Annotated in this window: 23 protein-coding genes and 1 tRNA gene; 12 read left to right on the top strand and 12 right to left on the bottom strand. The window is 56.2% G+C overall.

Annotation, left to right across the window (positions count from 1 at the left end; translation table 11 throughout):
• Positions 1 to 93: 93 nt before the first annotated feature.
• Entirely contained in the window at positions 94 to 639 is a 546-nt protein-coding gene (orn, locus tag FCN80_RS00125; RefSeq protein WP_136987800.1) for an oligoribonuclease, read from the bottom strand.
• A gap of 103 nt (positions 640 to 742) precedes the next feature.
• Between orn and rsgA the strand changes: the two genes are divergently transcribed.
• The 3 genes from rsgA (at position 743) to mscM (ending at position 6,084) form a co-directional block, all read left to right on the top strand.
• Complete coding sequence (gene rsgA / locus FCN80_RS00120) at positions 743 to 1,792, top strand: small ribosomal subunit biogenesis GTPase RsgA (RefSeq protein WP_136987799.1); 1,050 nt, start codon at positions 743 to 745, stop codon at positions 1,790 to 1,792.
• A gap of 91 nt (positions 1,793 to 1,883) precedes the next feature.
• Complete coding sequence (gene asd / locus FCN80_RS00115; protein WP_230492407.1) at positions 1,884 to 2,756, top strand: archaetidylserine decarboxylase; 873 nt, start codon at positions 1,884 to 1,886, stop codon at positions 2,754 to 2,756.
• 34 nt (positions 2,757 to 2,790) lie between these two features.
• Positions 2,791 to 6,084, top strand: coding sequence for a miniconductance mechanosensitive channel MscM (mscM, locus tag FCN80_RS00110; RefSeq protein ID WP_136987797.1), 3,294 nt, complete (start codon positions 2,791 to 2,793; stop codon positions 6,082 to 6,084).
• A gap of 110 nt (positions 6,085 to 6,194) precedes the next feature.
• Here the strand turns inward: mscM and epmA are convergent, their stop codons facing one another.
• The 7 genes from epmA to efp all read right to left on the bottom strand — a co-directional run bounded on the left by epmA (position 6,195) and on the right by efp (position 12,883).
• Entirely contained in the window at positions 6,195 to 7,172 is a 978-nt protein-coding gene (epmA, locus tag FCN80_RS00105; protein ID WP_136987796.1) for an elongation factor P--(R)-beta-lysine ligase, read from the bottom strand.
• A gap of 256 nt (positions 7,173 to 7,428) precedes the next feature.
• Positions 7,429 to 8,226 (bottom strand): fumarate reductase iron-sulfur subunit, encoded by a 798-nt coding sequence (locus FCN80_RS00100; RefSeq protein WP_136987795.1) that lies wholly within the window; start codon positions 8,224 to 8,226, stop codon positions 7,429 to 7,431.
• 4 nt (positions 8,227 to 8,230) lie between these two features.
• On the bottom strand, positions 8,231 to 10,216 hold the full coding sequence (locus FCN80_RS00095) for a fumarate reductase flavoprotein subunit (protein WP_136987794.1): 1,986 nt from the start codon (positions 10,214 to 10,216) through the stop codon (positions 8,231 to 8,233).
• Positions 10,213 to 10,983 carry a fumarate reductase cytochrome b subunit gene (locus FCN80_RS00090; protein WP_136987793.1) on the bottom strand — a complete coding sequence of 257 codons (771 nt, stop codon included), beginning with the start codon at positions 10,981 to 10,983 and terminating at the stop codon, positions 10,213 to 10,215. The genes FCN80_RS00095 and FCN80_RS00090 overlap by 4 nt, the downstream gene beginning before the upstream one ends.
• 834 nt (positions 10,984 to 11,817) lie before the next feature.
• Complete coding sequence (locus tag FCN80_RS00085) at positions 11,818 to 11,949, bottom strand: entericidin A/B family lipoprotein (RefSeq protein WP_136987792.1); 132 nt, start codon at positions 11,947 to 11,949, stop codon at positions 11,818 to 11,820.
• 160 nt (positions 11,950 to 12,109) lie between these two features.
• Positions 12,110 to 12,244: an entericidin A/B family lipoprotein gene (locus FCN80_RS00080; RefSeq protein ID WP_136987791.1), complete on the bottom strand. Its 135-nt coding sequence runs from the start codon at positions 12,242 to 12,244 to the stop codon at positions 12,110 to 12,112.
• Positions 12,245 to 12,316: 72 nt separating this feature from the next.
• Positions 12,317 to 12,883: an elongation factor P gene (efp, locus tag FCN80_RS00075; RefSeq protein ID WP_136987790.1), complete on the bottom strand. Its 567-nt coding sequence runs from the start codon at positions 12,881 to 12,883 to the stop codon at positions 12,317 to 12,319.
• Between the two features lie 40 nt (positions 12,884 to 12,923).
• On the opposite strand from efp, the gene epmB reads away from it, so the two are divergent.
• The gene (gene epmB, locus FCN80_RS00070) at positions 12,924 to 13,952 is read left to right on the top strand and encodes an EF-P beta-lysylation protein EpmB (RefSeq protein ID WP_136987789.1); all 1,029 of its coding nucleotides are present in this window, start codon (positions 12,924 to 12,926) and stop codon (positions 13,950 to 13,952) included.
• 52 nt (positions 13,953 to 14,004) lie between these two features.
• On the opposite strand, the gene FCN80_RS00065 is transcribed toward epmB, so the two are convergent.
• The 4 genes from FCN80_RS00065 to FCN80_RS00050 all read right to left on the bottom strand — a co-directional run bounded on the left by FCN80_RS00065 (position 14,005) and on the right by FCN80_RS00050 (position 17,258).
• Entirely contained in the window at positions 14,005 to 14,361 is a 357-nt protein-coding gene (locus tag FCN80_RS00065; protein WP_136987788.1) for a DUF4156 domain-containing protein, read from the bottom strand.
• A 213-nt stretch (positions 14,362 to 14,574) separates the two neighbouring features.
• Positions 14,575 to 16,224: a chaperonin GroEL gene (groL, locus tag FCN80_RS00060; protein WP_136987787.1), complete on the bottom strand. Its 1,650-nt coding sequence runs from the start codon at positions 16,222 to 16,224 to the stop codon at positions 14,575 to 14,577.
• A 45-nt stretch (positions 16,225 to 16,269) separates the two neighbouring features.
• Positions 16,270 to 16,563 (bottom strand): co-chaperone GroES, encoded by a 294-nt coding sequence (locus FCN80_RS00055; protein WP_136987786.1) that lies wholly within the window; start codon positions 16,561 to 16,563, stop codon positions 16,270 to 16,272.
• Between the two features lie 230 nt (positions 16,564 to 16,793).
• Positions 16,794 to 17,258: an FxsA family protein gene (locus tag FCN80_RS00050; RefSeq protein WP_136987785.1), complete on the bottom strand. Its 465-nt coding sequence runs from the start codon at positions 17,256 to 17,258 to the stop codon at positions 16,794 to 16,796.
• A gap of 387 nt (positions 17,259 to 17,645) precedes the next feature.
• Between FCN80_RS00050 and aspA the strand changes: the two genes are divergently transcribed.
• The 8 genes from aspA to FCN80_RS00005 all read left to right on the top strand — a co-directional run bounded on the left by aspA (position 17,646) and on the right by FCN80_RS00005 (position 25,494).
• Positions 17,646 to 19,082: an aspartate ammonia-lyase gene (gene aspA, locus FCN80_RS00045; RefSeq protein WP_136987784.1), complete on the top strand. Its 1,437-nt coding sequence runs from the start codon at positions 17,646 to 17,648 to the stop codon at positions 19,080 to 19,082.
• Between the two features lie 138 nt (positions 19,083 to 19,220).
• Positions 19,221 to 19,589: a divalent cation tolerance protein CutA gene (cutA, locus tag FCN80_RS00040; RefSeq protein WP_136987783.1), complete on the top strand. Its 369-nt coding sequence runs from the start codon at positions 19,221 to 19,223 to the stop codon at positions 19,587 to 19,589.
• Positions 19,565 to 21,280: a protein-disulfide reductase DsbD gene (locus FCN80_RS00035; protein ID WP_136987782.1), complete on the top strand. Its 1,716-nt coding sequence runs from the start codon at positions 19,565 to 19,567 to the stop codon at positions 21,278 to 21,280. The genes cutA and FCN80_RS00035 overlap by 25 nt, the downstream gene beginning before the upstream one ends.
• A 40-nt stretch (positions 21,281 to 21,320) precedes the next feature.
• Complete coding sequence (dicD, locus tag FCN80_RS00030; protein ID WP_136987781.1) at positions 21,321 to 21,896, top strand: division control transcriptional repressor DicD; 576 nt, start codon at positions 21,321 to 21,323, stop codon at positions 21,894 to 21,896.
• Between the two features lie 108 nt (positions 21,897 to 22,004).
• Positions 22,005 to 22,080, top strand: a tRNA-Phe gene (locus tag FCN80_RS00025).
• Between the two features lie 160 nt (positions 22,081 to 22,240).
• Positions 22,241 to 23,506 carry a tyrosine-type recombinase/integrase gene (locus FCN80_RS00020; protein WP_136987780.1) on the top strand — a complete coding sequence of 422 codons (1,266 nt, stop codon included), beginning with the start codon at positions 22,241 to 22,243 and terminating at the stop codon, positions 23,504 to 23,506.
• A 414-nt stretch (positions 23,507 to 23,920) separates the two neighbouring features.
• Positions 23,921 to 24,559, top strand: a complete 639-nt coding sequence (locus tag FCN80_RS00010; protein WP_136987779.1) for a TetR/AcrR family transcriptional regulator — start codon at positions 23,921 to 23,923, stop codon at positions 24,557 to 24,559.
• Positions 24,560 to 24,702: 143 nt separating this feature from the next.
• Positions 24,703 to 25,494, top strand: a complete 792-nt coding sequence (locus FCN80_RS00005) for an MFS transporter (protein ID WP_136987778.1) — start codon at positions 24,703 to 24,705, stop codon at positions 25,492 to 25,494.
• The last annotated feature ends 73 nt before the right edge of the window (positions 25,495 to 25,567 follow it).

Here is a 25,567-nt window from a genome sequence, read left to right as displayed (position 1 = left end):
CCGCGGTTCGATTGACGATAAAATCGCCGTAATGGCGATAAGCGCTGCTTAAGGCGCATTCCCGCACCGCGTTTCCCCGCCCTTCGCCCCCCGTTACAATCGGATAAAATGCTCGCGATAATAAGCCAGTTCGGCCACTGACTCGCGGATATCGTCCAACGCCTGATGGGTATTTTTTTTGGTCAGGCCGGCCAGGATTTCCGGTTTCCACCGGCGGGCCAACTCCTTGAGGGTACTGACATCCAGGTAGCGGTAGTGAAAATACGCCTCCAACTCGGGCATATAACGGAACAGGAAACGACGATCCTGACCGATGCTGTTGCCGCAAATGGGCGACACGCCGGGCGGCACCCATTGGCGCAAAAACGCCAGGGTCTGTTCAGCGGCCGCGGCTTCGTCGAGGGCGCTGGCCTTGACCCGCGCGACCAGCCCGCTGGCGGTGTGGGTAGTGACATTCCAATCGTCCATCAGCGCCAATTGCTCATCTGACTGGTGCACCGCCAGCACCGGCCCTTCCGCCAAGATATTCAGATTGGCGTCCGTCACCAGAGTGGCGACTTCAATGATCCGATCGCGTTGCGGATCCAGCCCGGTCATTTCCAGGTCTATCCAAATCAGGTTGTTTTCGTTTACCGGCATGTTCTTCTCGTTGTAAAGGGTTTTACGGAATTTCTGGTAGAATACCTGGTATCATAGACGTTTTCGTCCTCTCCGGCGATGCCATGGCGACAAGTGAGGCGCAGTGAGCAGAAATAAACTGACCAAAGGCCAGCAGCGACGCGTCCAGGCCAACCATCAGCGGCGCCTGTCGAAAGACGGGCGGGGCGATATTCTGGATGACGCGCCGTTGGGCGAGGCGCAGGAGGGGATCGTGATAAGCCGTTTGGGCATGCACGCCGATGTCGAAGCGCCGGACGGCGCCCTGCACCGCTGTAATATCCGCCGCACCCTGACCTCGCTGGTCACCGGGGATCGGGTGGTCTGGCGTCCGGGCGCCGAAACCGCGGCCGGCATCAGCGGCATTATTGAAGCGGTGCATCCCCGCCGTTCGGTGCTGACGCGCCCGGATTATTATGACGGCATCAAACCCATTGCCGCCAACATGGATCAGATCGTGATAGTCTCGGCCGTCCTGCCGGAATTGTCGCTCAACATGATAGACCGCTATCTGGTGGCTTGCGAAACCCTTGAAGTGGAGCCGCTGATTGTTCTAAACAAGGTGGACCTGCTGGAAAGCGATAATCGCCGAAAGGTGGAGCGGCAATTGGCTGTTTACGGCGGCATCGGCTATCGGGTTATCCTGGTGTCGAGCCATACCGGCGAGGGCATGGCCCAGTTGGAAGCGGCGCTGACCGGGCGTATCAGTATATTCGCCGGCCAGTCCGGCGTGGGCAAATCCAGCCTGCTGAACGCCCTGCTGCCCGCTGGGCAGGATACTATCCTGGTTAACGCGGTGTCCGATAATTCCGGGCTTGGGCAGCATACCACCACCGCGGCCCGCTTGTATCATTTCTGCCACGGCGGGCAGTTGATTGATTCCCCCGGTGTGCGGGAATTCGGATTATGGCATCTCGACCCGGAACAAATCACCCAGGGTTTTGTCGAATTCAGGGGTTTTCTTGGCGGTTGCAAGTTTCGCGACTGCCGCCACGATACCGATCCCGGCTGCGCTATTCGCGCGGCGGTGGAGCGCGGCGACATCGCGTCGGTGCGTTTCGAGAACTATCATCAGATTCTGGAGAGCATGTCACAGGTAAAAACGCGTAAATCGTTTTCCGAAACCGATCACTGACGCCTATTCTGGTTACGCCATCCCGAATCCCGTATTCTTCACTATGTCAATTTCTCAAGTATGAGGTTTTTCCGTGTTGGACAGGATCAAAATGACATTGCAATATCTTCTGCCGAAACGTTGCCTGACCCAATTGGCCGGCCGTCTGGCGGATTATCCCGCCGGATGGCTGACCAAGCTTATCATCACGCTGTTCGTACGCTATTACAAAGTCGACATGCAGGAAGCCATGCGGCCCGAGCTGTCGGCCTACCCCACCTTCAACGCCTTTTTCGTCCGCCCGTTGCGCGACGATGCCCGTCCGCTGGATACCGATCCCAACGCGCTGGTCATGCCGGCGGACGGGGTGATTTCCCAATTGGGTCCGATCGACGGCGAGCGGATTTTCCAGGCCAAGGGCCATCATTACACTCTGGAAGCGTTGCTGGCCGGTAATGAGCGATTAACGGAAATCTTCCGCGACGGCGCGTTTGTCACAACTTATCTCGCCCCGCGGGACTATCATCGCGTGCATATGCCTTGTAACGGCATCCTGCGCGAGATGATCTATGTTCCGGGGGATCTGTATTCGGTGAACCCGCTGACCGCCGCCGCCATTCCCAATCTCTTCGCCCGCAACGAGCGGGTCATTTGCGTATTTGATACCGATTTCGGCCCTCTGGCGCAGATCCTGGTGGGGGCCACCATCGTCGGCAGCATCGAAACCGTCTGGGCCGGCGCCGTCACGCCGCCGCGCGAGGGCATTATCAAGCGCTGGCGGTATCCGGACGCCGAGAGCGAAGGCGCGGTGGTATTGCTCAAAGGACAAGAGATGGGACGTTTTAAACTGGGTTCCACGGTTATCAATCTGTTTGCCAAAGACCGGGTCGTCCTGGACGAGCGGTGGCATACCCTGGCGGCCACCCGTTTCGGCCAACGCCTCGCCACGGTGAATATTGCCGACGGCGGCGTCCCTCAAGGCTGATTCCACGGGAGCGAGCAATCATGAGGGATCCTGCGTGCGTCTGATACTCATTGTATTGCTGGGGTGGCTGGCGGCCGCCCCGCTTCTGGCCGCTGATTTACCCGACGAAGCGCTGGTCCGCAAAGAACTTCAACAGGCGGAAGCGAATAAATCCGCCCATCAGGCGGAAATTGTCGATGCATTGCAAAGCACGCTCAATTTCATCAAGGAAGGCAAGGCCTCCGCCGAGCGCAGTCGGCAATACCAAAGCGTCATTGACGACTTCCCGCGTCTGGCCAAGACCCTGCGAGAGCAAGAAGAGAGCGAGCCGGAAAAGCCGGCGCCGGCCGACGGCAAACTTTCCGTTAATGAACTCGAACAGCGCAGCGTCCAGCTTGGCAGCCGGTTGCTGGACGCCGCCCGGCAATTGCAGCAGGAACAGGAACTGGCACGCGGCATCAGCGACTCCCTGATCCTATTGCCCCAACAGCAAAACAATGCGCGCAAGGCCCTGCGGGACGCGGAACTCAGCCTGCAATCGCGCGTCAACGACCTCTCGCCGCTGGGGCAGGCGCAGCGGCAGGCGTCGCAGGCCGAGACCGCCGCCCGACGTGCGCGGGTCGACGAACTGGAACTGGCGCAGCTTAGCGCCAGCAATCGCCAGGAATTGTCGCGCCTGCGCGCCAATGTGCTGAAAAAGCGCCGCGATCGGCTTGACGCGGAGCTACAAGAGGTGCGCAACCGGTTAAACAGCCTACGCCAGCAGGAAGCCGAGCAGGCACTGGAGCGGACTGAACTGCTGGCCGGCCGTAGCGGGAATTTACCGAAAGTGATCGCCGGCCAGTTGCAAATCAATCGCGAGCTGTCGGCGGCATTGAACGAGCAGGCGCAGCGTATGGACCTGATCGCTTCCCAGCAGCGGCAGACCGCGGCGCAGACCTTACAGGTGAGGCAGGCGCTTGATACCCTGCGCGAGCAGGCCCAATGGCTGGGTGATTCGCCGGCTTTGGGCGAAACGCTGCGGGCCCAGGTATCGCGGCTACCCGATTTGCCCAAACCGCAGCAGTTGGATAGCGATATGGCGCAGTTGCGCGCCGGCCGGCTGCATTACGAAGATATGCTCAACAAATTGCCGCAACTGGCCCAAAGCCGGCAGGATAACGGCTCGCCGCTGACGGAGGAACAAAACCGCATCTTGCTGGCGCAGTTGCAGACCCAGCGGAATTTGCTCAATTCGCTCTTGTCCGGCTACGATAACCAGATCCTGGAACTGACCAAGCTGAAGGTGGCCAACAGTCAACTGGTGGACGCCATGGGGGAAATCCGCGAGGCCGCTCACCGCTATCTGTTCTGGGTGGCCGATGTCAGTCCGCTGGGCCTGACTTTCCCGGTGCATCTGGCACAGGATCTCAAGCGCCTGTTGTCCCTTAATACCATCACCCAGCTCATCGGCGCGCTGGTGATGATGACCACCAGCCAGGACACCTTGCTGCCGCTGTTCGGCGCGCTGCTGCTGGTGGGGTTCGGCATGAGCTCCCGCCGCCATTACCGCGCGTTTCTGGCGCGGTCGGCCGACAAGGTGGGCAACGTCACCCAGGATGATTTCCGCCTGACCCTGCGCGCGGTGTTCTGGTCGCTGATGATTACGTTGCCGCTGCCGATCTTATGGGCCGCGCTGGGCTATGGTCTGCGGCAGGCCTGGCCTTATCCTATCGCGGTGGCCATCGGCGACGGGGTGATTGCCACCGTGCCGGTGTTATGGCTGTTTATGGTCAGCGCCGATTTCGCCCGGCCCCATGGTCTGTTCATCGCGCACCTGGGCTGGCCGGAGCGCCAGGTGACCCGCGCCATGCGTTATTACACCCTCTCGACCGGGCTTATCGTCCCGCTTATCATGGCGTTGATTACCTTCGATAATCTCAACGAGCGCGAGTTTTCCGGCACCCTCGGCCGGTTGTGTTTTATCCTGCTCTGCGCCGCGTTAAGCCTGGTGACCAATAGCCTGAAACGGGCGGGTATTCCCCTGTATCTTGACAAATCGGGCCAGGGAGACAATGTCGTTAACCGGACGCTGTGGAATTTGCTGCAATGCGCGCCGTTGGCCGCCGCCGCAGGGGCCGGCCTGGGGCATCTGGCCGCCGCCCAGGCCTTGCTGGCGCGACTGGAAACCTCGGTCGTCATCTGGTTTTTTTTGCTGGTCGTCTACCATATCATCTGCCGCTGGATGTTCATCCAACGGCGTCGAATCGCCTTCGACCGCGCCCGGCAACGCCGCGCGGATATTCTGGCGCAGCGGGCTCGCCAGGAAGACGCGCCGGCTACGCCTCATGAGCCGCCCCCGGAGACGGACGAAACGGATGTGGACCTGGATGCCATCAGCGCCCAATCGTTGCACCTGGTGCGATCGCTGATGACGCTGGTGGCCCTGGTGGCGGTCATCCTGTTATGGTCGGAAATTCATTCGGCCTTCGGTTTTCTGGAAAACATCCGGCTGTGGGACGTCAGTTCCTCGGCCCAGGGTGTGGATAGCATCCAGCCCATTACCCTGGCGTCGTTACTGATCGCTTTGCTGGTGTTTATGATAACCCTGCAATTGGTCAGAAACCTGCCCGCCTTGCTGGAACTGGCGCTGTTGCAGCATCTGGATCTGGCGCCGGGCACCGGCTATGCCATTACCACCGTCACCAAATATTTGCTGATGCTGATAGGCGGGCTCATCGGCTTTTCCTGGATTGGCATCGAATGGTCCAAGCTGCAATGGCTGGTGGCCGCGTTGGGCGTCGGCCTGGGCTTTGGCTTGCAGGAGATTTTCGCCAACTTTATCTCCGGCTTGATGATTCTGTTTGAAAAACCCATCCGTATCGGCGACACCGTGACCATCCGCGATCTGACCGGCAGCGTGACCCGTATCAATACCCGCGCCACCACCATCACCGACTGGGACCGCAAAGAAATTATCATGCCCAATAAAGCGTTCATCACCGAACAATTCATCAATTGGTCGCTTTCGGACTCAGTGACCCGGATTGTGCTGACCGTACCCGCCACCCTGGACGCCGACAGCGACGAGGTCACGCTTGTCCTCAAGCAGGCGGCGCAACGCTGCCCGCTGGTGCTGGACAATCCGCAGCCGGAAGCCTTTTTGGTGGATTTACAACAGGGAATCATGCTGTTCGAACTACGGGTACACGCCGCCGAGATGGGCCACCGCATGCCGCTGCGCCATCAGTTGAACCAGTTGATTATCGAGGGATACCGTGAAAACGATTTGACGATGCCCTTCCCGCCGTTTCAGGTACGGGTGGAAAAAACATCCCGCCCCGCCGGCTTCCGCTCAGGATCGCAATAACAGCCCGGCGACCCGATGAATACGCATCATACTTCATGTTGTGTTTGCCGGCCGCGTTCGCCCGCCCGGTCACGACGCCGGCGATGCCTTGATGACGCCGCGACGGCAATTCAAGCGCGGTCCACCGGGAAGGCGAGCACCTCGGACAGGCTTTCGGCTTTCAGCGCCAGCATGACCAGCCGATCGACGCCCAGCGCGACGCCGGCGCATTCGGGGATACCATGGGACAGCGCTTCCAGCAAGCGCTCGTCGATGGGTTGCTGAGGCAGACCTTTGGCGGCGCGCTTGCGATTATCCTGTACGAAACGCTGGCGCTGCTCGGTGGCGTCGGTCAGTTCACGAAAGCCATTAGCGAGTTCCACGCCTTTGAAATACGCCTCGAAGCGATCGGCCACCCGGTGATCTTCGGTGCTGATTTCCGCCAGCGACGCCTGAGTCGCGGGAAAATGATAGACGAATGTCGGCTTCTCATGGCCGATTTGCGGCTCCACCCCCATGGCGAACAGCAATTGCAGCAAGGTATCGCGATCGTCATCAGGCGTACAGGCTTCGGCCAGCTCCAGCTTTAGCGCCGCGTCATAAAGCTGCGCCTTTTCGGCCGACAGGGGATCCAGACCGATATGCCGTATAAAGACCTGCTGGTAGGAAACCGTTTCAGCCGGATGACAATCCAGGGTTTGCTGCAACAGATCATCCACTTCATTCATCAGCCGGTACATATCGTAGTGCGGCCGATACCACTCCAGCATGGTGAATTCGGGGTTATGGTATTGACCGGCTTCTTCGTTACGAAAGCTGCGGCAGAGCTGAAAGATAGGCCCGCTGCCGGCGGCCAGCAGACGTTTCATGTGGTATTCCGGACTGGTCATCAGATACAGCGTCAATCCGTGCGCCGCGCCGGGCCCCACGAATTGCGTCTGGAAGGGCGACAGATGCACGTCGGTCACTGTGGCCTGGCTCATGGCCGGGGTTTCCACCTCCAGCAAACCACGATCGGTAAAGAACCGCCGGATTTGCGCAACGACCGCCGCGCGCTTCAGTAATCTGGCGATGGTGGCGCTGGGTTGCCAGCTTGCCGTTTCGCTCATGATAAGTCTCCCATTTAACACAGGGGATGCAGTCTACCCGTATCCCGGCGGGTAGACAAATGCAACCGCGCTGTTTCCCGCTTATCTTCGGCCCGCCGGCGGTCTAATGGCGACAGTGGAGACGGAAAGACCGGACGTCCGAAGATACCGATGCGCCAGGCGCCAGGAACAGGCAGATTATGACGTCAGGCAGTCTGGAAGGACCACCGGACGATGACGGGGGAGGCGCCCCGGCGTCGGGGCGCCTCCCGGCAGGTCAACTGCTGATAGTGGCCATTTTGCGGCGCAGAAACGCAATCTGTGTTTGCAGCGGCAGGGATTTCGGGCAGACGTCATGGCATGCCAGCAGCGACATGCAACCGAATACGCCACTATCATCGCCAATCACGTCGTAATAATCCTCATCGCTGCGGCCGTCGCGGGGGTCCATCCGGAAACGGGCGATTTTTCCCATGCCCACCGCCCCGACGAAATCAGGCCGCATCCTGGCGGTACCACAGGCGGCGACACACGAACCGCATTCCACGCAGCGATCCAGTTCATAGATTTTTTCCGCCAGTTGCGGATCCATGCGCTCTTCGGCCTTACTGAGATTGATTTCCTGCTCCTTGGCATGCACCCAGGTTTGCAGGCGCTCGCTCATACCCCGCATCCATTTGCCCGTGTTCACCGACAGATCGCCTATCAGTTCAAAAAACGGCAGCGGCGTCAGGGAAATCTCCGGACCCAGGGATTTGGTCAGCGTCCGGCAGGCCAGCCCCGGACGACCGTTGATAACAATGGCGCAACTGCCGCAAATCCCGGCTCGGCAGACAAAATCGAATTGCAGGGTGGGATCTTGATGCTGACGAATTTCATTTAGCGCGATAAACAGGGTCATGCCCTCGGCCTCTTCCAACCGATACGATTGCATGTGCGGTTTGGAGGCGGGATCCTGCGGGTTATAGCGCAAGATATGGAAAGTCAGCAGCCTGTCCTGACCCTGGCGCGGTCCGTCATTTTGCCCAGCGACCACAACGTCAATCGCCTCGGCTTTGTTAAGTTGTTCGCTCATTTGCTCATCCTTCCAATGGCTCATCAATGCGTTCGTTACGTCCGCGCAGCTTTTCCGGCAATTTATCGCTATAAGGCATGATGGCGTTTTGAATGACGAACCGATCCTGGCCGGCCATTTCTTGCCTGATCTGCTCAATTTCGGCCATGCGTTTCGGCGTATCGGGGTGATCGATATAATCCTTGGCTCCGTAACCGCGCCATCCCGGCGGCAGTTCCATTTTCATGACGTCCAGCGGTTCGTATTGCAATACCGGCAACGTGTCATTGTCATCTTTCCAGTACGACAGCGTGCGCTTGAGCCATTGCTTATCATCCCGGTGAGGAAAATCGCGACGAAAATGCGCGCCACGGCTTTCAGTGCGCTGCAATGCGCCGTATGCCACCGTCAGCGCCAGCTTGAGCATTTTTTGCACCCGGTACGCCATGACCAGTTCCGGATTGACGCCGGGCGTCCGGCTGCTGACGCCGATGTTGCGGCTACGCACCAGCAGTTCCTGTAACTTGGCGATGCCCTCTTCAAGGGTTTTACCGTCGCGGAAAATGCCCACGGAGCGGGTCATGGCATCCTGCATTTCCATATTGATCTTGAAGGCGTTTTCCGTCCCCTTACCGCTGAGTAGCCCGTCCAGTTTGGCGGCTTCACGGCGAGCGAAATCCGCCACGAGCCCGGTGGGTATATCCACAGAATTTACCGGGTTATCGCAAAAGTCCGCGATGAATTCGCCGACGATCATGCCAGCCACCACCGTTTCCGCCACCGAGTTGCCGCCCAGCCGGTTAAAACCATGCATATCCCAGCAGGCGGCTTCACCGGCGGCGAACAGGCCCTTTAAGCCACGGGATTCACCGCTGGCGGCAGTGCGCACGCCGCCCATGGTGTAATGTTGCGCGGGCCGGACCGGGATCCATTTTTCCGCCGGATCGATACCCAGGAAACTTTCGCAGATTTCCTTCACTTCCCGCAGGTTATGCTCAATATGGTGACGGCCCAGCAAGGTGATATCCAGCCAGAGGTGATCGCCGAAACGGGACTTGACGCCCTTGCCCTTAAGAATATGTTCTTCCATACGGCGCGATACCACATCGCGGGAAGCCAGTTCCTTTTTCTCCGGTTCGTAGTCGGGCATAAATCGGTGCCCGTCCACATCCCGTAGCAGACCGCCGTCGCCGCGGCAGCCTTCGGTCACCAGAATACCGGCCGGCACAATGGCGGTGGGATGGAATTGTACGGCCTCCATGTTGCCCAGCGGCGCGACGCCAGTTTCCAATGCCAGCGCGTGGCCCATTCCCTCGCAAATAATGGCATTGGTGGAAACCCGGTACAGCTTACCGGCGCCGCCGGTGGCGATGGCGGTCGCCTTGGCCACATACGCCGACAGCTCCCCGGTGATCAAATCGCGGACAATCGCTCCGTAACAACGCGCGCCATCGTGAATCAGCGCCAACGCCTCTTTGCGTTCATGTACGTCGATTTTCTCGGCGATGGCCCGATCGCTGGCGGTAAACAGCATGGCATGGCCGGTGCCGTCGGAGACATAGCAGGTCCGCCATTTCTTCGTGCCGCCGAAATCCCGCTGCGCGATCAGGCCCTGAGCTTCCTCTCGTTCGGTGATGGTGACTTTCTGGCTATTGATGATGACCTCGCGGTCGCCTTTGGTGATGCGGCTCCACGGACATCCCCAGGCCGCCAGTTCGCGGACCGCCTTGGGCGAGGTGTTAACGAACATGCGCACCACATCCTGATCCGCCCCCCAGTCGCTGCCGCGCACCGTGTCCTCGAAATGAATATCCTCGGTATCGCCCTGCCCTTTCACCACATTGGCCAATGACGCCTGCATACCGCCCTGGGCGGCGGCGGAATGGGAACGTTTGGGCGGTACCAGAGAAAGGAGGATAACATCATGCCCCCGGCGTTTGGCGCCGATACCCATTCGCAATCCCGCCAAACCGCCGCCGATAACCAGTACGTCCGTTACTATCGTTTTCATTTACCGCCCTCTTTTACGGATTCCACGGCCCAGGTCGGAGTGTAAGGTTCGCTGGGATTATGTCTGTGGTCATAGCCGACTTTCATATAGGCGATCAGGGTCAGGAAGCCGACGACCAGGAAAAATGCGGTCAGTCCCCATTTCACTTTTTTCAAGGTTTCACGCGGCGCATTGGGAATGCACCATTTCACCGCCAAACGGTAGACGCCGATCCCGGCATGCAATTCGATGGCCAACAGCATAATTAGATAATAAGGCCACAGCATGTCGCTCCACATCCGCGCGCCGGAGCCATAGGGTCCGATATGCTGCGGCCAGAAGAACATTTGGTAAAGGTGCGCAGAGGCCAGGAAAAAGAGGGCGAAACCCGTGTAGACCTGCCATATCCACAACGTGGTGTCCTGGTGGCGCATGCCCTTCATATGGATGCGGAAGGTACGGTATTGTTTATAGCTGGACGGGAACTTCCGTACCGCCAGCATGGCGTGTCCGACAAACAGTACCGCGACGATCCCCACCACGCTGGACACAATCCACGGATAACTTTTGCCGAAAAAGAAATAGCCCTCGAAGAATTTGGTCACCGTCCACATCGCATCGCGGCCCAGCAAAATCGAGGCAACAAAGAACATATGCCCGCACATAAACAGAAATAACAACAGTCCGGACAGGCTTTGCAATAAATCCAGCCTGGCGGGCCATCGCGATTTTCTGGTTTTCTCGGCCAGACCGGCCCGGTTAATCAATACCTCTTCTTCGTGTGACATGGAGTCCCTCCATTGGAAACAGGAAAAAGCCTAAACCCTGGGAGCGTTAAGTCGCGATGCGGGGCGAGCCCGCTTATCGCTTCCGAAAACACCGGGTTTATACCCTGGATAATTCGAGTTGCATCGCAACGGCGCGTGGCAGAATTCCCCGCCACCGGGTTGATGATGCGACCAAGGTGGCCGAGCGCCGCCAACCAAGAAGCAACTTGAAGTATGACGGGTATATACTCTGCATCATTCAAAACGCGTCGCGGCGACGAGTAAGCGGGTCCCCAGGCGCATAGACAACGCTATAGCCGGGGTGGCGAACGTAGCCGACAAAGATGCGACGTGAAGCATGACGAGTATAAACCTTTCGGTTTTGAACAGCAGAGTATAGGGGATATTTTGCCGGGTTCTTGATTTTCGTCAATGACTGGGGCGGGGTTGGGGAAAGGATTATTTTTTTGGAACTGATTTATCAAAAATCAAAGGCGCATTTTTATTGATAAAACGATCAATTATAAACTGACTAATCATGAGTAATATGACGCAGCTATCAAATACCAAGATTACACCGTTTATCCGCTCGTTGGCATTGCGGTCTGACATAATGATCGATTCAGCTTAAAAGTTCCATTTTGGGCTGAATGGCTCCAGCACCCATTTTTTTTGCGTAATTACCCGGTTGCTTTGTTCAGAATATGTCATTTATGATGGCCGGATTACCGGCCTTCGGTAAAGACGGCGCCATGTGACGGACGATGCGAGGCATAAATCCAGCCGACCTCGCCCACCGCCGCCAAAGGCACCCTCTCGCGAATACCATCTGCGGCTTCCCGCGCCGGGCATTGATTATTCGGCGCTGCGTTGAATGGCTCTGCCCCCCGCCGAAACATCCTCACCCACGCCGCGAGTCGTGTTACACGCGGTCAGGGCCGACAATAAGAGCAAAGACGCCAAGGCGAGAACACTTTTTTTCAACATCGCTTTTTCCTTATGTGTGAATTTAAGAAATGAGAGGTACGTCTCTCTAAGCTTAGTAAAAAAAGTGTAAGCGCGTTTATATTTCGGACCGAGACGCCGCCGGTCGCACGGGCCGGTTCCAGGCAGTCGGCCGTGCCGCGCCTGAAGATGGCACGGCCTGTTAATTGGCCGCGTGGGAAATGGTGTTGCCCAGGTGCTGGACGTCCTCGCCAAACCCCCGGGCGGTGTTGCAACCGCTAAGCATAACCAGCATAACCATCGTGGTCACGATCACTTTTATCAGCTTGGATAACATAATCGCCGATTTCCTCGCAGGCCTGGAACCTCGCCGGCCGGCCCGCCGCTATGCGGTCCGGCCGGCCAAACATTATTTTACGCGCGAGACATATTCGCCGGAACGGGTGTCCACACGAATGACTTCGCCTATCTGGACAAACAACGGCACTTTAACGACCGCGCCGGTGGTCAGGGTAGCGGGTTTGCCGCCGGTGCCGGCGGTATCGCCCTTCAGGCCCGGATCGGTTTCAGTAATTTCCAGCTCAACGAAGTTGGGCGGCGTCACGGCGATGGGCTGGCCATTCCATAGGGTCAAAACGCACTCGGCCTGCTCAACCAGCCACTTGGCGTTATCGCCGACCGCCTTGGCATCGGCGGCCAGTTGCTCGAAGCTTTCATTATTCATGAAATGCCAGAACTCACCGTCGTTATACAGGTAGGTCAGGTTCATATCCATGACATCGGCCGCTTCCACCGAGTCGCCGGACTTGAAGGTTTTTTCCAGTACTTTGCCGGAGATCAGTTTGCGGATCTTGACGCGGTTGAAAGCCTGTCCTTTGCCCGGCTTTACGAATTCGTTCTCAACGATTGCGCACGGCTCGCCGTCCTGCATGATTTTGAGACCGGAACGGAATTCATTGGTACTATAAGACGCCATGGTGGTCCTCTTAATCTAAACTTGGTAGTTAGCCAAAAAAATGGCAGACATTGTAACCCAGAACACCCCGACTAGAGAAGATTGGTTGCTGCAACTTGCAGATGTCGTCACCGATCCCCTTGAACTGCTCAGCCAGTTGCGCCTCGGAAACCATGCCGAATTACAAGACGGCGCCGCCGCGCGGCGGCTGTTCCCGTTCCGGGTGCCCCGGGCATTCATTGCCCGCATGGTCCCCGGCGATCCGCATGATCCGTTATTGCGGCAGGTACTGACCTCCCGCGAGGAATTTCTCGACGCGCCCGGTTTCTGTGACGATCCCCTGAAGGAACAGCATAACGCCATCCCGGGACTCTTGCATAAATATCACAATCGCGCCCTGATGCTGATAAAGGGCGGCTGCGCCGTCAACTGCCGTTATTGCTTCCGGCGCCATTTCCCTTATCAGGAAAACCGCTACGACAGAACCCATTGGGCGGCGGCGTTGGATTATCTTGGCCGCCATCCGGAACTCAACGAGATCATTTTCTCCGGCGGCGACCCGCTTATGGCCAAAGATCGCGAGCTGGACGGGCTGATAAGCGACGTGGAATCAATAGGCCATATCCGGACCCTGCGCATTCATACCCGGCTGCCGGTGGTCATTCCCGCCCGCGTCACCCCGGCATTATGCCGTCGCCTGGCATCAAGCCGTCTGAATATCGTGGTGGTCACCCATATCAACCATGCCAACGAAATAGACGGTTTTCTGCGGCAAAGCCTGGCGCAGTTGCGCCTGGCACAGGTGACCTTGCTTAACCAGAGCGTCCTGTTGCGCGGTGTCAACGATGACGCCGACACCCTGGCGGCGCTCAGCGAGGCGTTGTTCGCGGCGGGCATTCTGCCCTATTATTTGCATCTGTTGGATAAAGTACGCGGCGCTGCGCATTTCATGGTGTCCGACGACGAGGCGCGGCGGATTATGCAGGAACTCGTGACTCGGGTATCCGGTTATCTGGTGCCCAGACTGGCGCGCGAAATCGGCGGCGAGCGCAGCAAGTCACTCATTGACATTGGGCTCAGGCAGCATTGACGGGGGCCATCGTCCCGCCGCGCGGGACGATGCGACAGGGCGGCAACCACTACTAGGGGCACTGATAAACCCGACCCTGCATCTTGCTGTCGAGCGGCACAAAGCTGGACAGATAGGTTTCCGCCGTGCTTTCCGGACTGCTGACGCCATAAATCACATTACCACCCATGGCAGCGGCTTTGTTGCGCAGATCGTTGGCCGCGCCGCGCATTGAACTGTCTTCGCCGCCTTGTCCCGACAGCCAGTTGCTCTGGGTGCCGATGACTTCGCCAAGCAGCCGGCAATCGCTGCCGGGCTTGGTATCGGTGAACTTGACCGACTGGCCGGCCGAGGTCAATTCATTATGAGTACTACATCCCGCCAAGAGCAAAGTGCCTGCGCAAAGGCAGAGTAACAATTTGATTCGCATCGTTTTCCTCTATTTTTAATCTATCCGGCAAAAGTGAGACCCCATACCGTGCATCCCTCAGGCAACCGACAGCGGAAGTTTCGCCGTTAACCTTGCCCGTACCGCTACCTGTTTATACCTTAAAATCGTACCGGGCGATAATCTTTTGCCAAGAAAAGACAAAACCCCCGATTACGGGGGTTTTGTCATCAACCTATGGGTAAGGCAAACGGCTTACATCATGCCGCCCATGCCGCCCATGCCGCCCATGCCGCCGGCACCTGCGCCCAGATCAGGCTTTTCGTCGCGCGGCAGTTCGGTGATCATGCACTCGGTGGTGATCATCAGACTGGCGATGGAGGCGGCGAATTGCAGTGCGGAACGGGTTACCTTGGTCGGATCCAGGATACCCATTTCGATCATGTTGCCATATTGTTCGGTTGCGGCGTTATAACCCATGTTGCCGTCGCCGGACTTCACGTTGTTGGCGATAACCGAAGGCTCTTCGCCGGCGTTGGCCACGATCTGGCGCAACGGCGCTTCCATGGCGCGACGGGCGATCTTGATGCCGACATTTTGATCTTCATTGTCGCCGCGCAGGTCGGTGATGCTATTGGCTACGCGAATCAACGCAACGCCGCCGCCGGCAACCACGCCTTCTTCCACTGCGGCGCGCGTGGCGTGCAGGGCGTCTTCAACGCGGGCTTTCTTCTCTTTCATTTCGACTTCGGTGGCGGCGCCCACTTTGATAACGGCAACCCCGCCGGCCAGTTTGGCCACGCGTTCCTGCAATTTTTCCCGATCATAATCGGAAGTGGCTTCGTCACGCTGCTGGTTGATCTGAGCCACGCGGCTTTCGATCAGGGATTTGTCGCCAACGCCGTCGATAATGGTGGTGGTGTCTTTGGTGATGACCACGCGTTTAGCCTGGCCCAGATCTTCAAGAGTGGTTTTTTCCAGTTCCAAGCCGATTTCTTCGGAAATCACGGTGCCGGAAGTCAGGATAGCGATATCCTGCAGCATGGCTTTGCGGCGGTCGCCGAAACCGGGCGCCTTGACGGCGGCGACTTTAACGATACCGCGCATGGTGTTTACCACCAGGGTGGCCAACGCTTCGCCTTCAACATCTTCAGCGATGATCAGCAAGGGTTTGCTGGCTTTGGCCACGGCTTCCAGTACCGGCAGCATTTCACGGATATTGGAAATCTTCTTATCGGCCAGCAGGATAAACGGGCTTTCCAGTTCAACGGCGCCGGTTTCCGGTTTGTTGATGAAATACGGAGAGAGGTAGCCGCGGTCGAACTGCATCCCTTCGACGACATCCAGCTCGTCTTGCAGACCCGAACCTTCTTCAACGGTGATGACGCCTTCTTTGCCGACTTTTTCCATGGCTTCTGCGATGAGCTTGCCAACGGTTTCATCGGCATTGGCGGAGATGGTTCCCACCTGGGCGATGGCTTTGGAATCCGAGCAGGGTACGGACAGTTTTTTCAGTTCTTCAACCGCGGCGAATACCGCTTTGTCGATACCGCGTTTCAAATCCATCGGGTTCATACCGGCGGCAACGGCTTTCAGGCCTTCATTGACGATGGACTGAGCCAGAACGGTAGCGGTAGTGGTGCCGTCGCCCGCAGCGTCGTTCGCTTTCGAGGCAACTTCTTTAAGCATCTGGGCGCCCATGTTTTCGAACTTGTCTTCCAGTTCGACTTCGCGGGCGACGGAAACACCGTCTTTCGTGATCACGGGCGCACCGAAGGATTTATCCAGAACAACATTGCGGCCTTTGGGGCCCAGGGTAACTTTCACTGCGTCTGCCAGAGTGTTTACGCCGCGAAGCATTTTGATGCGAGCGTCGTTACCGAATTTTACGTCTTTAGCTGCCATTTGTATTTCCCTTAAATTCGTTCAGTTCAGAGGATTACGCGTGAATTACGCCTCAACAATAGCCAGGATGTCGCTTTCGGACATGATCAAGACTTCTTCGTTATCGATCTTCTCTACCTTCACGCCATACCCGTCATTGAAAATCACGGTGTCGCCGACTTTCACATCCAGCGGTTTAACTTCGCCGTTTTCAAGGATACGTCCATGGCCGACCGCCAGAACTTCGCCGCGCGTGGATTTGCCTGCAGCGGAACCGGTCAGTACGATGCCCCCGGCCGATTTGGATTCAACTTCTTTGCGTTTGACGATAACGCGATCATGTAATGGACGAATTTTCATTGAAAGCTCTCCTTAAGAAAGTCCGTATCAGTTTCGGGAAGAATGCCGGGCATGCGCTCACGCCCTGCCTCGTGGTCTTTTAGATGGGGGCGTTCGATCACGCTTCAAGGGGGGGAAAGAGAATTTTTTTGCCCGAATGGCCATATTTTACACAATACAGGCAAAAATCTAACTAGTTCAACAAGTTAAAATAGCGGGTTTCAGGGGGGTTTTAGTCGATTGATTACCGATTATTTATCGTCGTCGCGGCGCTCGATCCGGTCGGTGGGAATATCCTTACGCCGGAACTCCCCTTCATAAGTCTCGCCGCCGCCATGGTTAGCGAACCCGCCGCCACGTTGAAAATGCAGATGAGGCAATAACTTAAGGGTTAAGGTGCGCTGTACCGGCGGCAACAGCAGCAGCAGGCCGAGAAAATCCGTAAAAAATCCCGGCAGCAGCAGCAAAAACCCCGCCAGCAGGATCGATACACTCTTGATCATCTCGGCGGCCGGGCTTTCGCCATTGGCCAATTTGATCTGCATCTGCGTCAGGACTTTCATGCCTTGGGTGCGCACCAGCGATACCCCGATAAACGAGGTCAGGATCACCAGCAGCATGGTGGTCAAGACGCCCAGGACCTGCGCCACTTGGATAAAAAGCGTAATTTCGATATAAACGACGATAAATATCGCCAGCAGAGGCAACCAACGCACCGGATTCTCCTATTGTGCCGGCCCACCCGTCCTGTCCGCCTGAAAACACCGCGCGGCCGAACCAGGCAAGTAGGCGATGATAAAATGCCATGTTTATTCTTCTACGTATAGGTGATGGTATCTTGTTGCAACCCCCCCCTTGGCCTAATTTACTTCTTTTTACACCTTTGATGCGCAACACGATGCGACAAGGGCCAGTGGACGGCAAATTTCGCCACTTTGTAATTACAAAGTTAAATATTCGTGATTAACTTAATAGCCGACAGTCAATTTCAGCATATAATTACGCTTCAGAGTATGATGCCAGTGCAACCCGCTGGATAGAAACACAATTACCCTATTATGCGTTAACACCAGACACAGTATTGCTTACTTAAGGGAGTCACCATGGCGAATCACATTCGTATCGAAGAAGATCTGCTGGGCACACGCGAGGTCCCCGCCGACGCCTATTACGGCATACATACCCTGCGCGCGATGGAAAATTTCCGGATAAGCGGCGTTCACATCAATGATATACCGGAATTCGTCCGCGGTATGGTGCAAGTGAAAAAAGCAGCGGCGCTGGCCAACAGACAACTCAATACCCTGCCCAGGGACATCGCCGATACCATTGTCGCCGCCTGCGACGAGATTTTGGACAAGGGCCGTTGCATGGACCAGTTTCCCATCGATGTTTTCCAGGGCGGCGCCGGCACTTCGCTCAATATGAACACCAATGAAGTGCTGGCCAATATCGGCCTTGAGCTCATGGGGCACCACAAGGGGGAGTACCAATACCTGAACCCCAACGATCATGTCAATAAATGCCAATCCACTAATGATGTCTATCCCACGGGTTTTCGCATCGCGCTGTACCACGCCATCCTCAATCTGGTGGAGGCGGTGGCCATGCTGGGGGAAGGGTTCGAGCGCAAGGCGCAGGAGTTCGCCGCTATTCTCAAGATGGGACGTACCCAGTTGCAGGACGCGGTCCCCATGACATTGGGCCAGGAATTCCACGCTTTCATGGTATTGCTTTCCGAAGAACGGAAAAACCTGCTGCGCAGCGCCGAGTTGCTGCTGGAGGTCAATTTGGGCGCTACCGCCATCGGCACCCGGCTCAATACCCCGGACGGCTATCAGGCGCTGGCAGTGCAAAGACTGGCGGAAATCAGCGGACTGCCCTGCGTGCCGGCCGAAGATTTGATTGAGGCCACTTCCGATTGCGGCGCTTATGTCATGGTACACAGCGCGCTGAAACGCCTGGCGGTGAAACTGTCGAAGATCTGCAACGATCTGCGGCTGTTGTCGTCCGGCCCCCGGGCCGGGCTGAATGAAATTAATCTGCCGCAATTGCAAGCCGGCTCCTCCATTATGCCCGCCAAGGTCAATCCGGTGATCCCGGAAGTGGTCAACCAGGTCTGCTTCAAGGTTATGGGCAATGACACCTGCATTACCATGGCGGCGGAAGCCGGACAGTTGCAACTGAATGTCATGGAACCGGTCATCGGCCAGGCCATGTTTGAATCGGTGCATATCCTGGCTAACGCCTGCGGCAATCTGCTGGAAAAATGTGTCGGCGGGATTACCGCCAACCGCCAGGTCTGCGAGTCTTATGTGTTCAATTCCATCGGTCTGGTGACGTTTCTCAATCCCTTCATCGGTCACCATAACGGCGACATGGTCGGTAAGATCTGTGCGGAAACCGGCAAAAGCGTGCGCGAGGTCGTGTTGGAGCGCGGCCTGCTTACCGCCGCCGAGCTGGACGATATCCTCTCGCCGAACAACCTGATGCACCCCTCCTATAAAGCCCGCCGCTACGACGACGCCAAGGAGTTGTGAGCCACGGGACGCCCGGACGGCGGAAGTCCGCTGATTTGCGCCCGCGCGAAGGCGGCCTCGCGCACGCGGATAAGCGCACTGTTATCTCCGCCGTCCACGGGGTATACTTCCGGTCGGTGTAATCACGCGAGACCCGTTATGGCAGCGCATTTCCCGCTTAATATCCCCGCCGCCGACCAGCCCGCCCCTGCCCAAGGCTATCTGGTCGTGCTGTGTACCGCGCCCGACCAGCCAACCGCCCAAACGCTGGCGGAGCAGGTTTTAGCGGAGAAACTGGCCGCCTGCGTCACGCTCTTGCCCGGCGCCACATCCTATTATCGTTGGGAAGGCCGCCTGGAGCGGCAAGCGGAAGTGCAAATGGTCATCAAAAGCCACGCCGATCGCCAGGCTGCGCTGATACACTGGCTGAAACAACACCACCCCTATCAAACCCCGGAAATACTGGCATTGCCCGTCCAGAACGGCGATGCGGATTATTTGTCATGGCTCGACGCTGCCTTACGTTAATTGCAATTTTCTGGCTGATGCTCAACAGTTTTCCGGCCTCGGCCGATCTGTTCAGCAGCGGCAATACGTCGTCGTTCGTCAAGGCCGATCAAGCCTTTGCTTTCAACTTCCAACGGCACGGCGCCGAAATCCGCTTACAATGGCAGATTCGTTCCGGCTATTACCTTTATCGCCGGCAAATAAAACTCGAGCCGACCGGCGCCCTACTCGGTCCGGTGGCGATGCCCGCCGGTAAGATACATCATGATGAATTTTTCGGCGATAGCGAGATTTATCGGGACATGCTGCAATTGTCCGTGCCCGTGCGGCGGGCCGACGCGGGCGCCTCACTGCGCGTGACCTACCAGGGTTGCGCCGATGCCGGATTCTGCTATCCACCCGAAACCCGTACCGTTCCGCTGCCGGTGATGGACGCCGGGCTGTTTTCGACGCCGCCCAGCGCCGCGACGGCGCCCCCCGCACCGTCAACCTCCTCGCCTTTCTCGCTATGGTGGGCGTTACTGGTGGGAATCGGCATTGCTTTCACTCCCTGCGTATTGCCGATGTACCCCTTGATTTCCGGCATCATCCTCGGCAATGATCGGGCGAGTCTCAGTACCGGCCGGGTGCTGCTGCTGGCGCTGGTCTATGTGCAGGGTATGGCTGTTACCTATACCGCGCTAGGCATCGCGGTGGCGGCGGCCGGCCTGCCCTTGCAGGCCGCCTTGCAGCAGCCGGCGATCCTGGCGGGACTGTCGGCGCTGTTCGTCGTGCTGGCGCTCGCCATGTTCGGGCTGTTTGAGCTGCGTTTACCGGCCGGTTTGCAAACCCGGCTGGCGCTATGGAGCAACCGGCAGAAGGCTGGCGCCCTGCCGGGCGTTTTCGCGATGGGCGCCCTGGCGGCGTTGTTCTGCTCCCCCTGTACTACCGCGCCCCTTGGCGCCATCCTGCTGTATATCGCCCAAAGCGGCAACGTGCTGACCGGCGGTATGACCCTCTATTTATACGCCCTGGGCATGGGTATTCCGCTGATTCTGGCGGCGCTATTCGGCCATCGCCTGCTGCCGCGCAGCGGCCCCTGGATGCAACAGGTCAAAGAGGGATTGGGCTTTGTGATTCTGGCGCTGCCGGTTTTCCTGCTGGAGCGTATTTTAGGCGATGTCTGGGGAGAGCGGCTCTGGAGCCTGCTGGCGGTGGCGTTCTTCGGCTGGGCTTTTCTGTTGAGCCTGAGAACCGTCTTTCGCGGCAACCGGGTGGTGCAAATCGCGTTGTTGGCCGTTATGCTGGTAGCAGCGCGTCCGTTGCAAGACTGGGTTTTCCCGTCCGCGCCATCCGCCGAAGCGGTGGTTGTGCCGCCGGTTTTCGGCCCGGTCGCCGGACAGGCGGATATCGATCAGGCGCGGCAAGCGGCGCCGGGCAAACCGGTGATGCTGGATTTTTATGCCGACTGGTGTATAGCCTGTAAGGAATTCGATAAATACACGTTTCCGGCCTCAAACGTGAAACAGGCCATGGCGGCCCTGACGCCGTTACGGGCGGACGTGACCGCCAATACGGCGGCGCAAAAGGCATTATTGAGTCAGTATCGCGTGTTGGGGTTGCCGACCATCGTGTTTCTTGACGCCGACGGCCGGGAAATTCCGGATTCGCGGGTTACCGGCTATATGGATGCCGACGACTTTACCCGACACCTGCGTAGCATCGCTCCCTAGGGGAGCCGGGTACGCCACGCGATCTGTTATGGAGGCACCGATGCATCGTGAAGACATTCTGGATTGCGCATTGAACCTTCTGGAGCAGCAAGGTTTTACGCTGGTTTCGCTGGACATGCTGGCCGATAAGCTGGCTGTTTCGGTCGCTCAGCTCCAGCCGTTTTGGCCGACCGGCGAGTCGCTGCATTATGACTGTCTGCATCAGCATGCCGGACAGATTGAAAGCTGGCGGCAAAAGGTACTGTTGGACGAGACATTGGACCCGCAGCAAAAGCTGCTGGCGCGCTACCGTATTCTCGGCGAACAAGTGCGCAGAGGACGCTATCCCGGTTGCCTGTTTGTGGCCGCCTGTGGTTTTTATCCCGCAATCGACCATCCCATCCATCAGTTGGCGGAACGTCAAAAACAGGCATCCTATGACTTCACGTTCGCCTTGCTCACCGCGCTTGACGCCGACGATCCGGCCATGGTGGCGCAACAGATGGAGCTGATTTTGGAGGGTTGCCTAAGTAAGCTGCTCATCAAGCATCGATTGCAGGATGTCGAGGTGGCGCGCCGTCTGGCGGAAGATGTATTGCGGTTGTCATTATGCCGCAAAAACGGGGCGTTAACCTGAACCGCGGCGCGAATTCGCCTGAAAAGACAGCAATCAGGCGATATTTATCGGCGAATGCCCATAAACACATTGACGAAATACGGCCAATACGGTTTAATGCGGGCCGTTGCCCGGATAGCTCAGTCGGTAGAGCAGGGGACTGAAAATCCCCGTGTCCTTGGTTCGATTCCGAGTCCGGGCACCACTATTCTTTTTTTATGCCTTCCTATGAATTCCTATGTTGTTGCAATTCAACAGGTTGGGGTAAAAAGTCTTTCTGATACGTTTTGATTTATCCCTTCGTATCCGGAGAATTTGGGGTCAGATTGCGGGTCATTCAGTTCGACAACTGGAGTGACCCTCACATGTTAACTGACAGCAAAATCCGCTCAGCAAAACCTCTAGCAAAATCATACAAACTCACCGACTCGCAAGGCCTGTACCTGACAGTATCGACCAGCGGCGCTAAGTTATGGTATTTCCGCTATCGCCTCGGCGGTAAAGAAAGCCGTCTGGCCTTTGGCCCCTACCCCCAGACTACGCTGGCGGAAGCCCGCGAAAAGCGCGACGCGGCGCGTAAGCTGCTGGCGTCCGGCCGCAGCCCGTCCCTGATGCGCAAAACGGATAACGCCGCAGTGGATGAATCCCGCACCTTTCAATACATCGCCACCACATGGCACACCAGTTGCCTTAAACTCTGGTCGGAAGCCCACGCCGATAAGATCCTCACCTGCCTGAAACGCTACGTTTTCCCCGTCATTGGCGCAATGGATATCGCTCAGGTTGAAACCCGCCATCTGGCGCAGCTTGTGAAGGCGATTGACGATAAAGGCGTGCATGACGTCGCCGGGCGGGTACGACAGCATCTGACCAAAATCATGCGTCATGCCGTACAGCAGGGCGTGATTAAATATAATCCCGCTTACGATCTGGATGGCGTCGTGACCCCGGTAGTGACCCAACATCACCCTGCCCTGCCGCTGAAACGTCTGCCTGAACGACTGGAGAAGATTGAGGACTACAAAGGCCGGATGCTGACCCGTCTGGCACTGGAGCTGAATCTGCATGTTTTCCTGCGTTCCAGCGAGTTGCGACTCGCCCGCTGGGATGAATTCAACCTGAAAGCCCATACCTGGACCGTACCCGCACAGCGCGAGGCTGTAAACGGCGTAAGATTTTCAGAGCGTGGCGCAAAGATGAAGGACGAGCATCTGGTGCCGTTGTCACGGCAGGCGGTCGCCCTGCTGAAACAGATTCAGGCGATTTCCAGCGAATCGGTATTCGTTTTTCCGGGCGCGCATACGTTGAACAAACCGATGAGTGAAAACACCATCAACAAGGCGCTGCGAGTGATTGGCTACGATACCAAAACCGAGGTGTGCGGCCACGGTTTCAGGACTATGGCCTGTAGCGCCCTGAACGAATCCGGACGCTGGTCAAAGGATGCTATTGAGCGGCAGATGAGTCATAAGGAACGCAACGGCGTGCGGGCTGCTTACGTGCATAAAGCGGAGCATCTGGAAGCCAGAATCGAAATGATGCAGTGGTGGTCGGATTATCTAGATGCCTGCCGGGAGACATATGTCCCGCCCTATATTTGGGGTAGACAGAATAATCATCAAGCCGCCTGAACGCATTGATGACGTAGTAAATGGATAGGACGAAAGCAGATCCTGGCTGTTATATACCCAAAATAATTCGAGTTGCAGGCAGGCAGCAACGCAGCGAATTCCCAGGAGCTTACTCCAGTAAGTGACTGGGGTGAGCGAGGAAAGCCAACACACCTGCAACTTGAAGTATTTTGAAGGGTATAAATCTACTTTTCTTTAATGCGGGAGTCTTTTTTCGAACTGCTGAGAGATTTGTTATAATAGTCGATGGCGGATTTGTGTCCTCTTACCCATTGTCGAATGGATAAGTCGCTCAATACTTAATAGCCATATACTTAATAAAATGAATTTTTATTCCAAAGAATTATATTAGTATGTCAAGTTACTTTATGTAAACGTCTTGACTTTGGGATTTTTGAATCCCAATATACTCACATGGCGCAAATCATGACCGCAACAAAGCGCACTTCAGGCCGAGGACGGCCACGTCAGTTCAACCTTGAGACCGTTCTCGAACGAGCCGTTGAAACATTTAGCGGTCGGGGATACCACGGTACATCAATGGCTGAGCTGGCCGCAGCGATGGGGATAACTTGGGGAAGCCTTTATAAGGCTTTTACGGATAAGCACACCCTTTTTCTAGCAGCGTTTGATTACTACGCAAAGACTCGACTTGAGTTACTTAGGAATCAGATTAGTTTTAAGTTGACGGGTCGGGAGAAGTTGTACGAAGTTTTAATGTTTTACGTAGAAGCATCGCATGGCATTACAGGAAAAAAAGGCTGTCTGGCTGTAACAGTGGCTGCTGAACTGGCTACCTATGATGAGGATGTGGCAAAGCGTGTAAGAAGTGCCTTTCTTCAGACAGAGCAAATTGTTTATGAGACGTTGTTAGTAGGACAAGAGGATGGTTCAATTTCCAAGTCTCTTGATGCAAAGGTCGCGGCACGATATTTGCTTTGCTTTCTAAAAGGCATGCGTATTGTTGGTACTCTTGCGCCAACGCGGACTGAACTTGAAGAAGGGGTAAAATTGGCGATGACAAGTATCCCTAGCATTGAGAAAAGCTTTTAGTAAATTTATCAACGGTTGTTGATAATTTTTTTGCCGATTTTGGGATTTTTGAATCCATAATTTGCATTTAGAGGCATTTCAGCTTCTAAGAGTCGCGTTAATTTTGGGATTTTTGAATCCACAAAGAGAAGAGAAACATACGGATGAAAAATGTTTTGTCATCGTTCAATATGACTGTGTTTGCTATTGCGGTTGGCGTCCTTGTCGCTAACCTCTACTATGCACAGCCATTACTGTCGGAAATTGCTCTTGATCTTGGCGTTAATGCAGGTCAATCAGGGTTTCTTGTTACTCTGAGTCAACTTGGATATGCGGGGGGCGTTTTCTTTATTGTACCCTTAGGAGATAGGACTGACAGACGCAATCTAATTTCCTATATGCTTGTCCTGTGCACAGTGGCTTTATTGGGAGCGACAATAAGCCCAACCCTATTAACTCTTTCCATAGCAAGCCTTGTATCGGGAATCACTTCAAGTGCAACTATGGTTATTATACCGTATGTGGCTTCACATTCTGATGAGAATACAAGAGGGAAATCTGTCGGTCAGGTTATGACAGGGTTGTTGTTGGGGATTTTATTAGCAAGGACCGTTTCAGGAATTATAGCCGAGTTGTTAAGCTGGCGATGGATGTATTTCATTGCAGCCACAGCAGTTGCTTTATTAGCGGTTTTACTTCGCAGAATAATGATAAAAGATGAATCTCACGAAGTGAGTCTTAGCTATGGAAAATTACTAATTTCTCTTGGTCAGCTATTCAGAGATGAATCCGAAATTCGTTGGCGTGGTTGGTTCACATTATTGGGGTTAGGAAGCTTCAGCGTATTATGGACAGGGCTGACGTTTCTATTATCAAACCCTCCATATAATTACAATACAGCCACGATAGGACTATTTGGGTTGATCGGCGGGGCTGGCGCTTTGTCTGCGAACTGAACCGCCCCGGGAATCCTGGAGACTAAACTCTTTGAGAGAGAGGTAACAGGATGACTAAAAATACTCGCTTTTC

The sequence above is a fragment of the Martelella alba genome (assembly GCF_005217455.1).
Lineage (GTDB): Bacteria > Pseudomonadota > Gammaproteobacteria > Enterobacterales > Enterobacteriaceae > Acerihabitans.
This window is presented reverse-complemented; position numbering and strand designations above follow the sequence as displayed.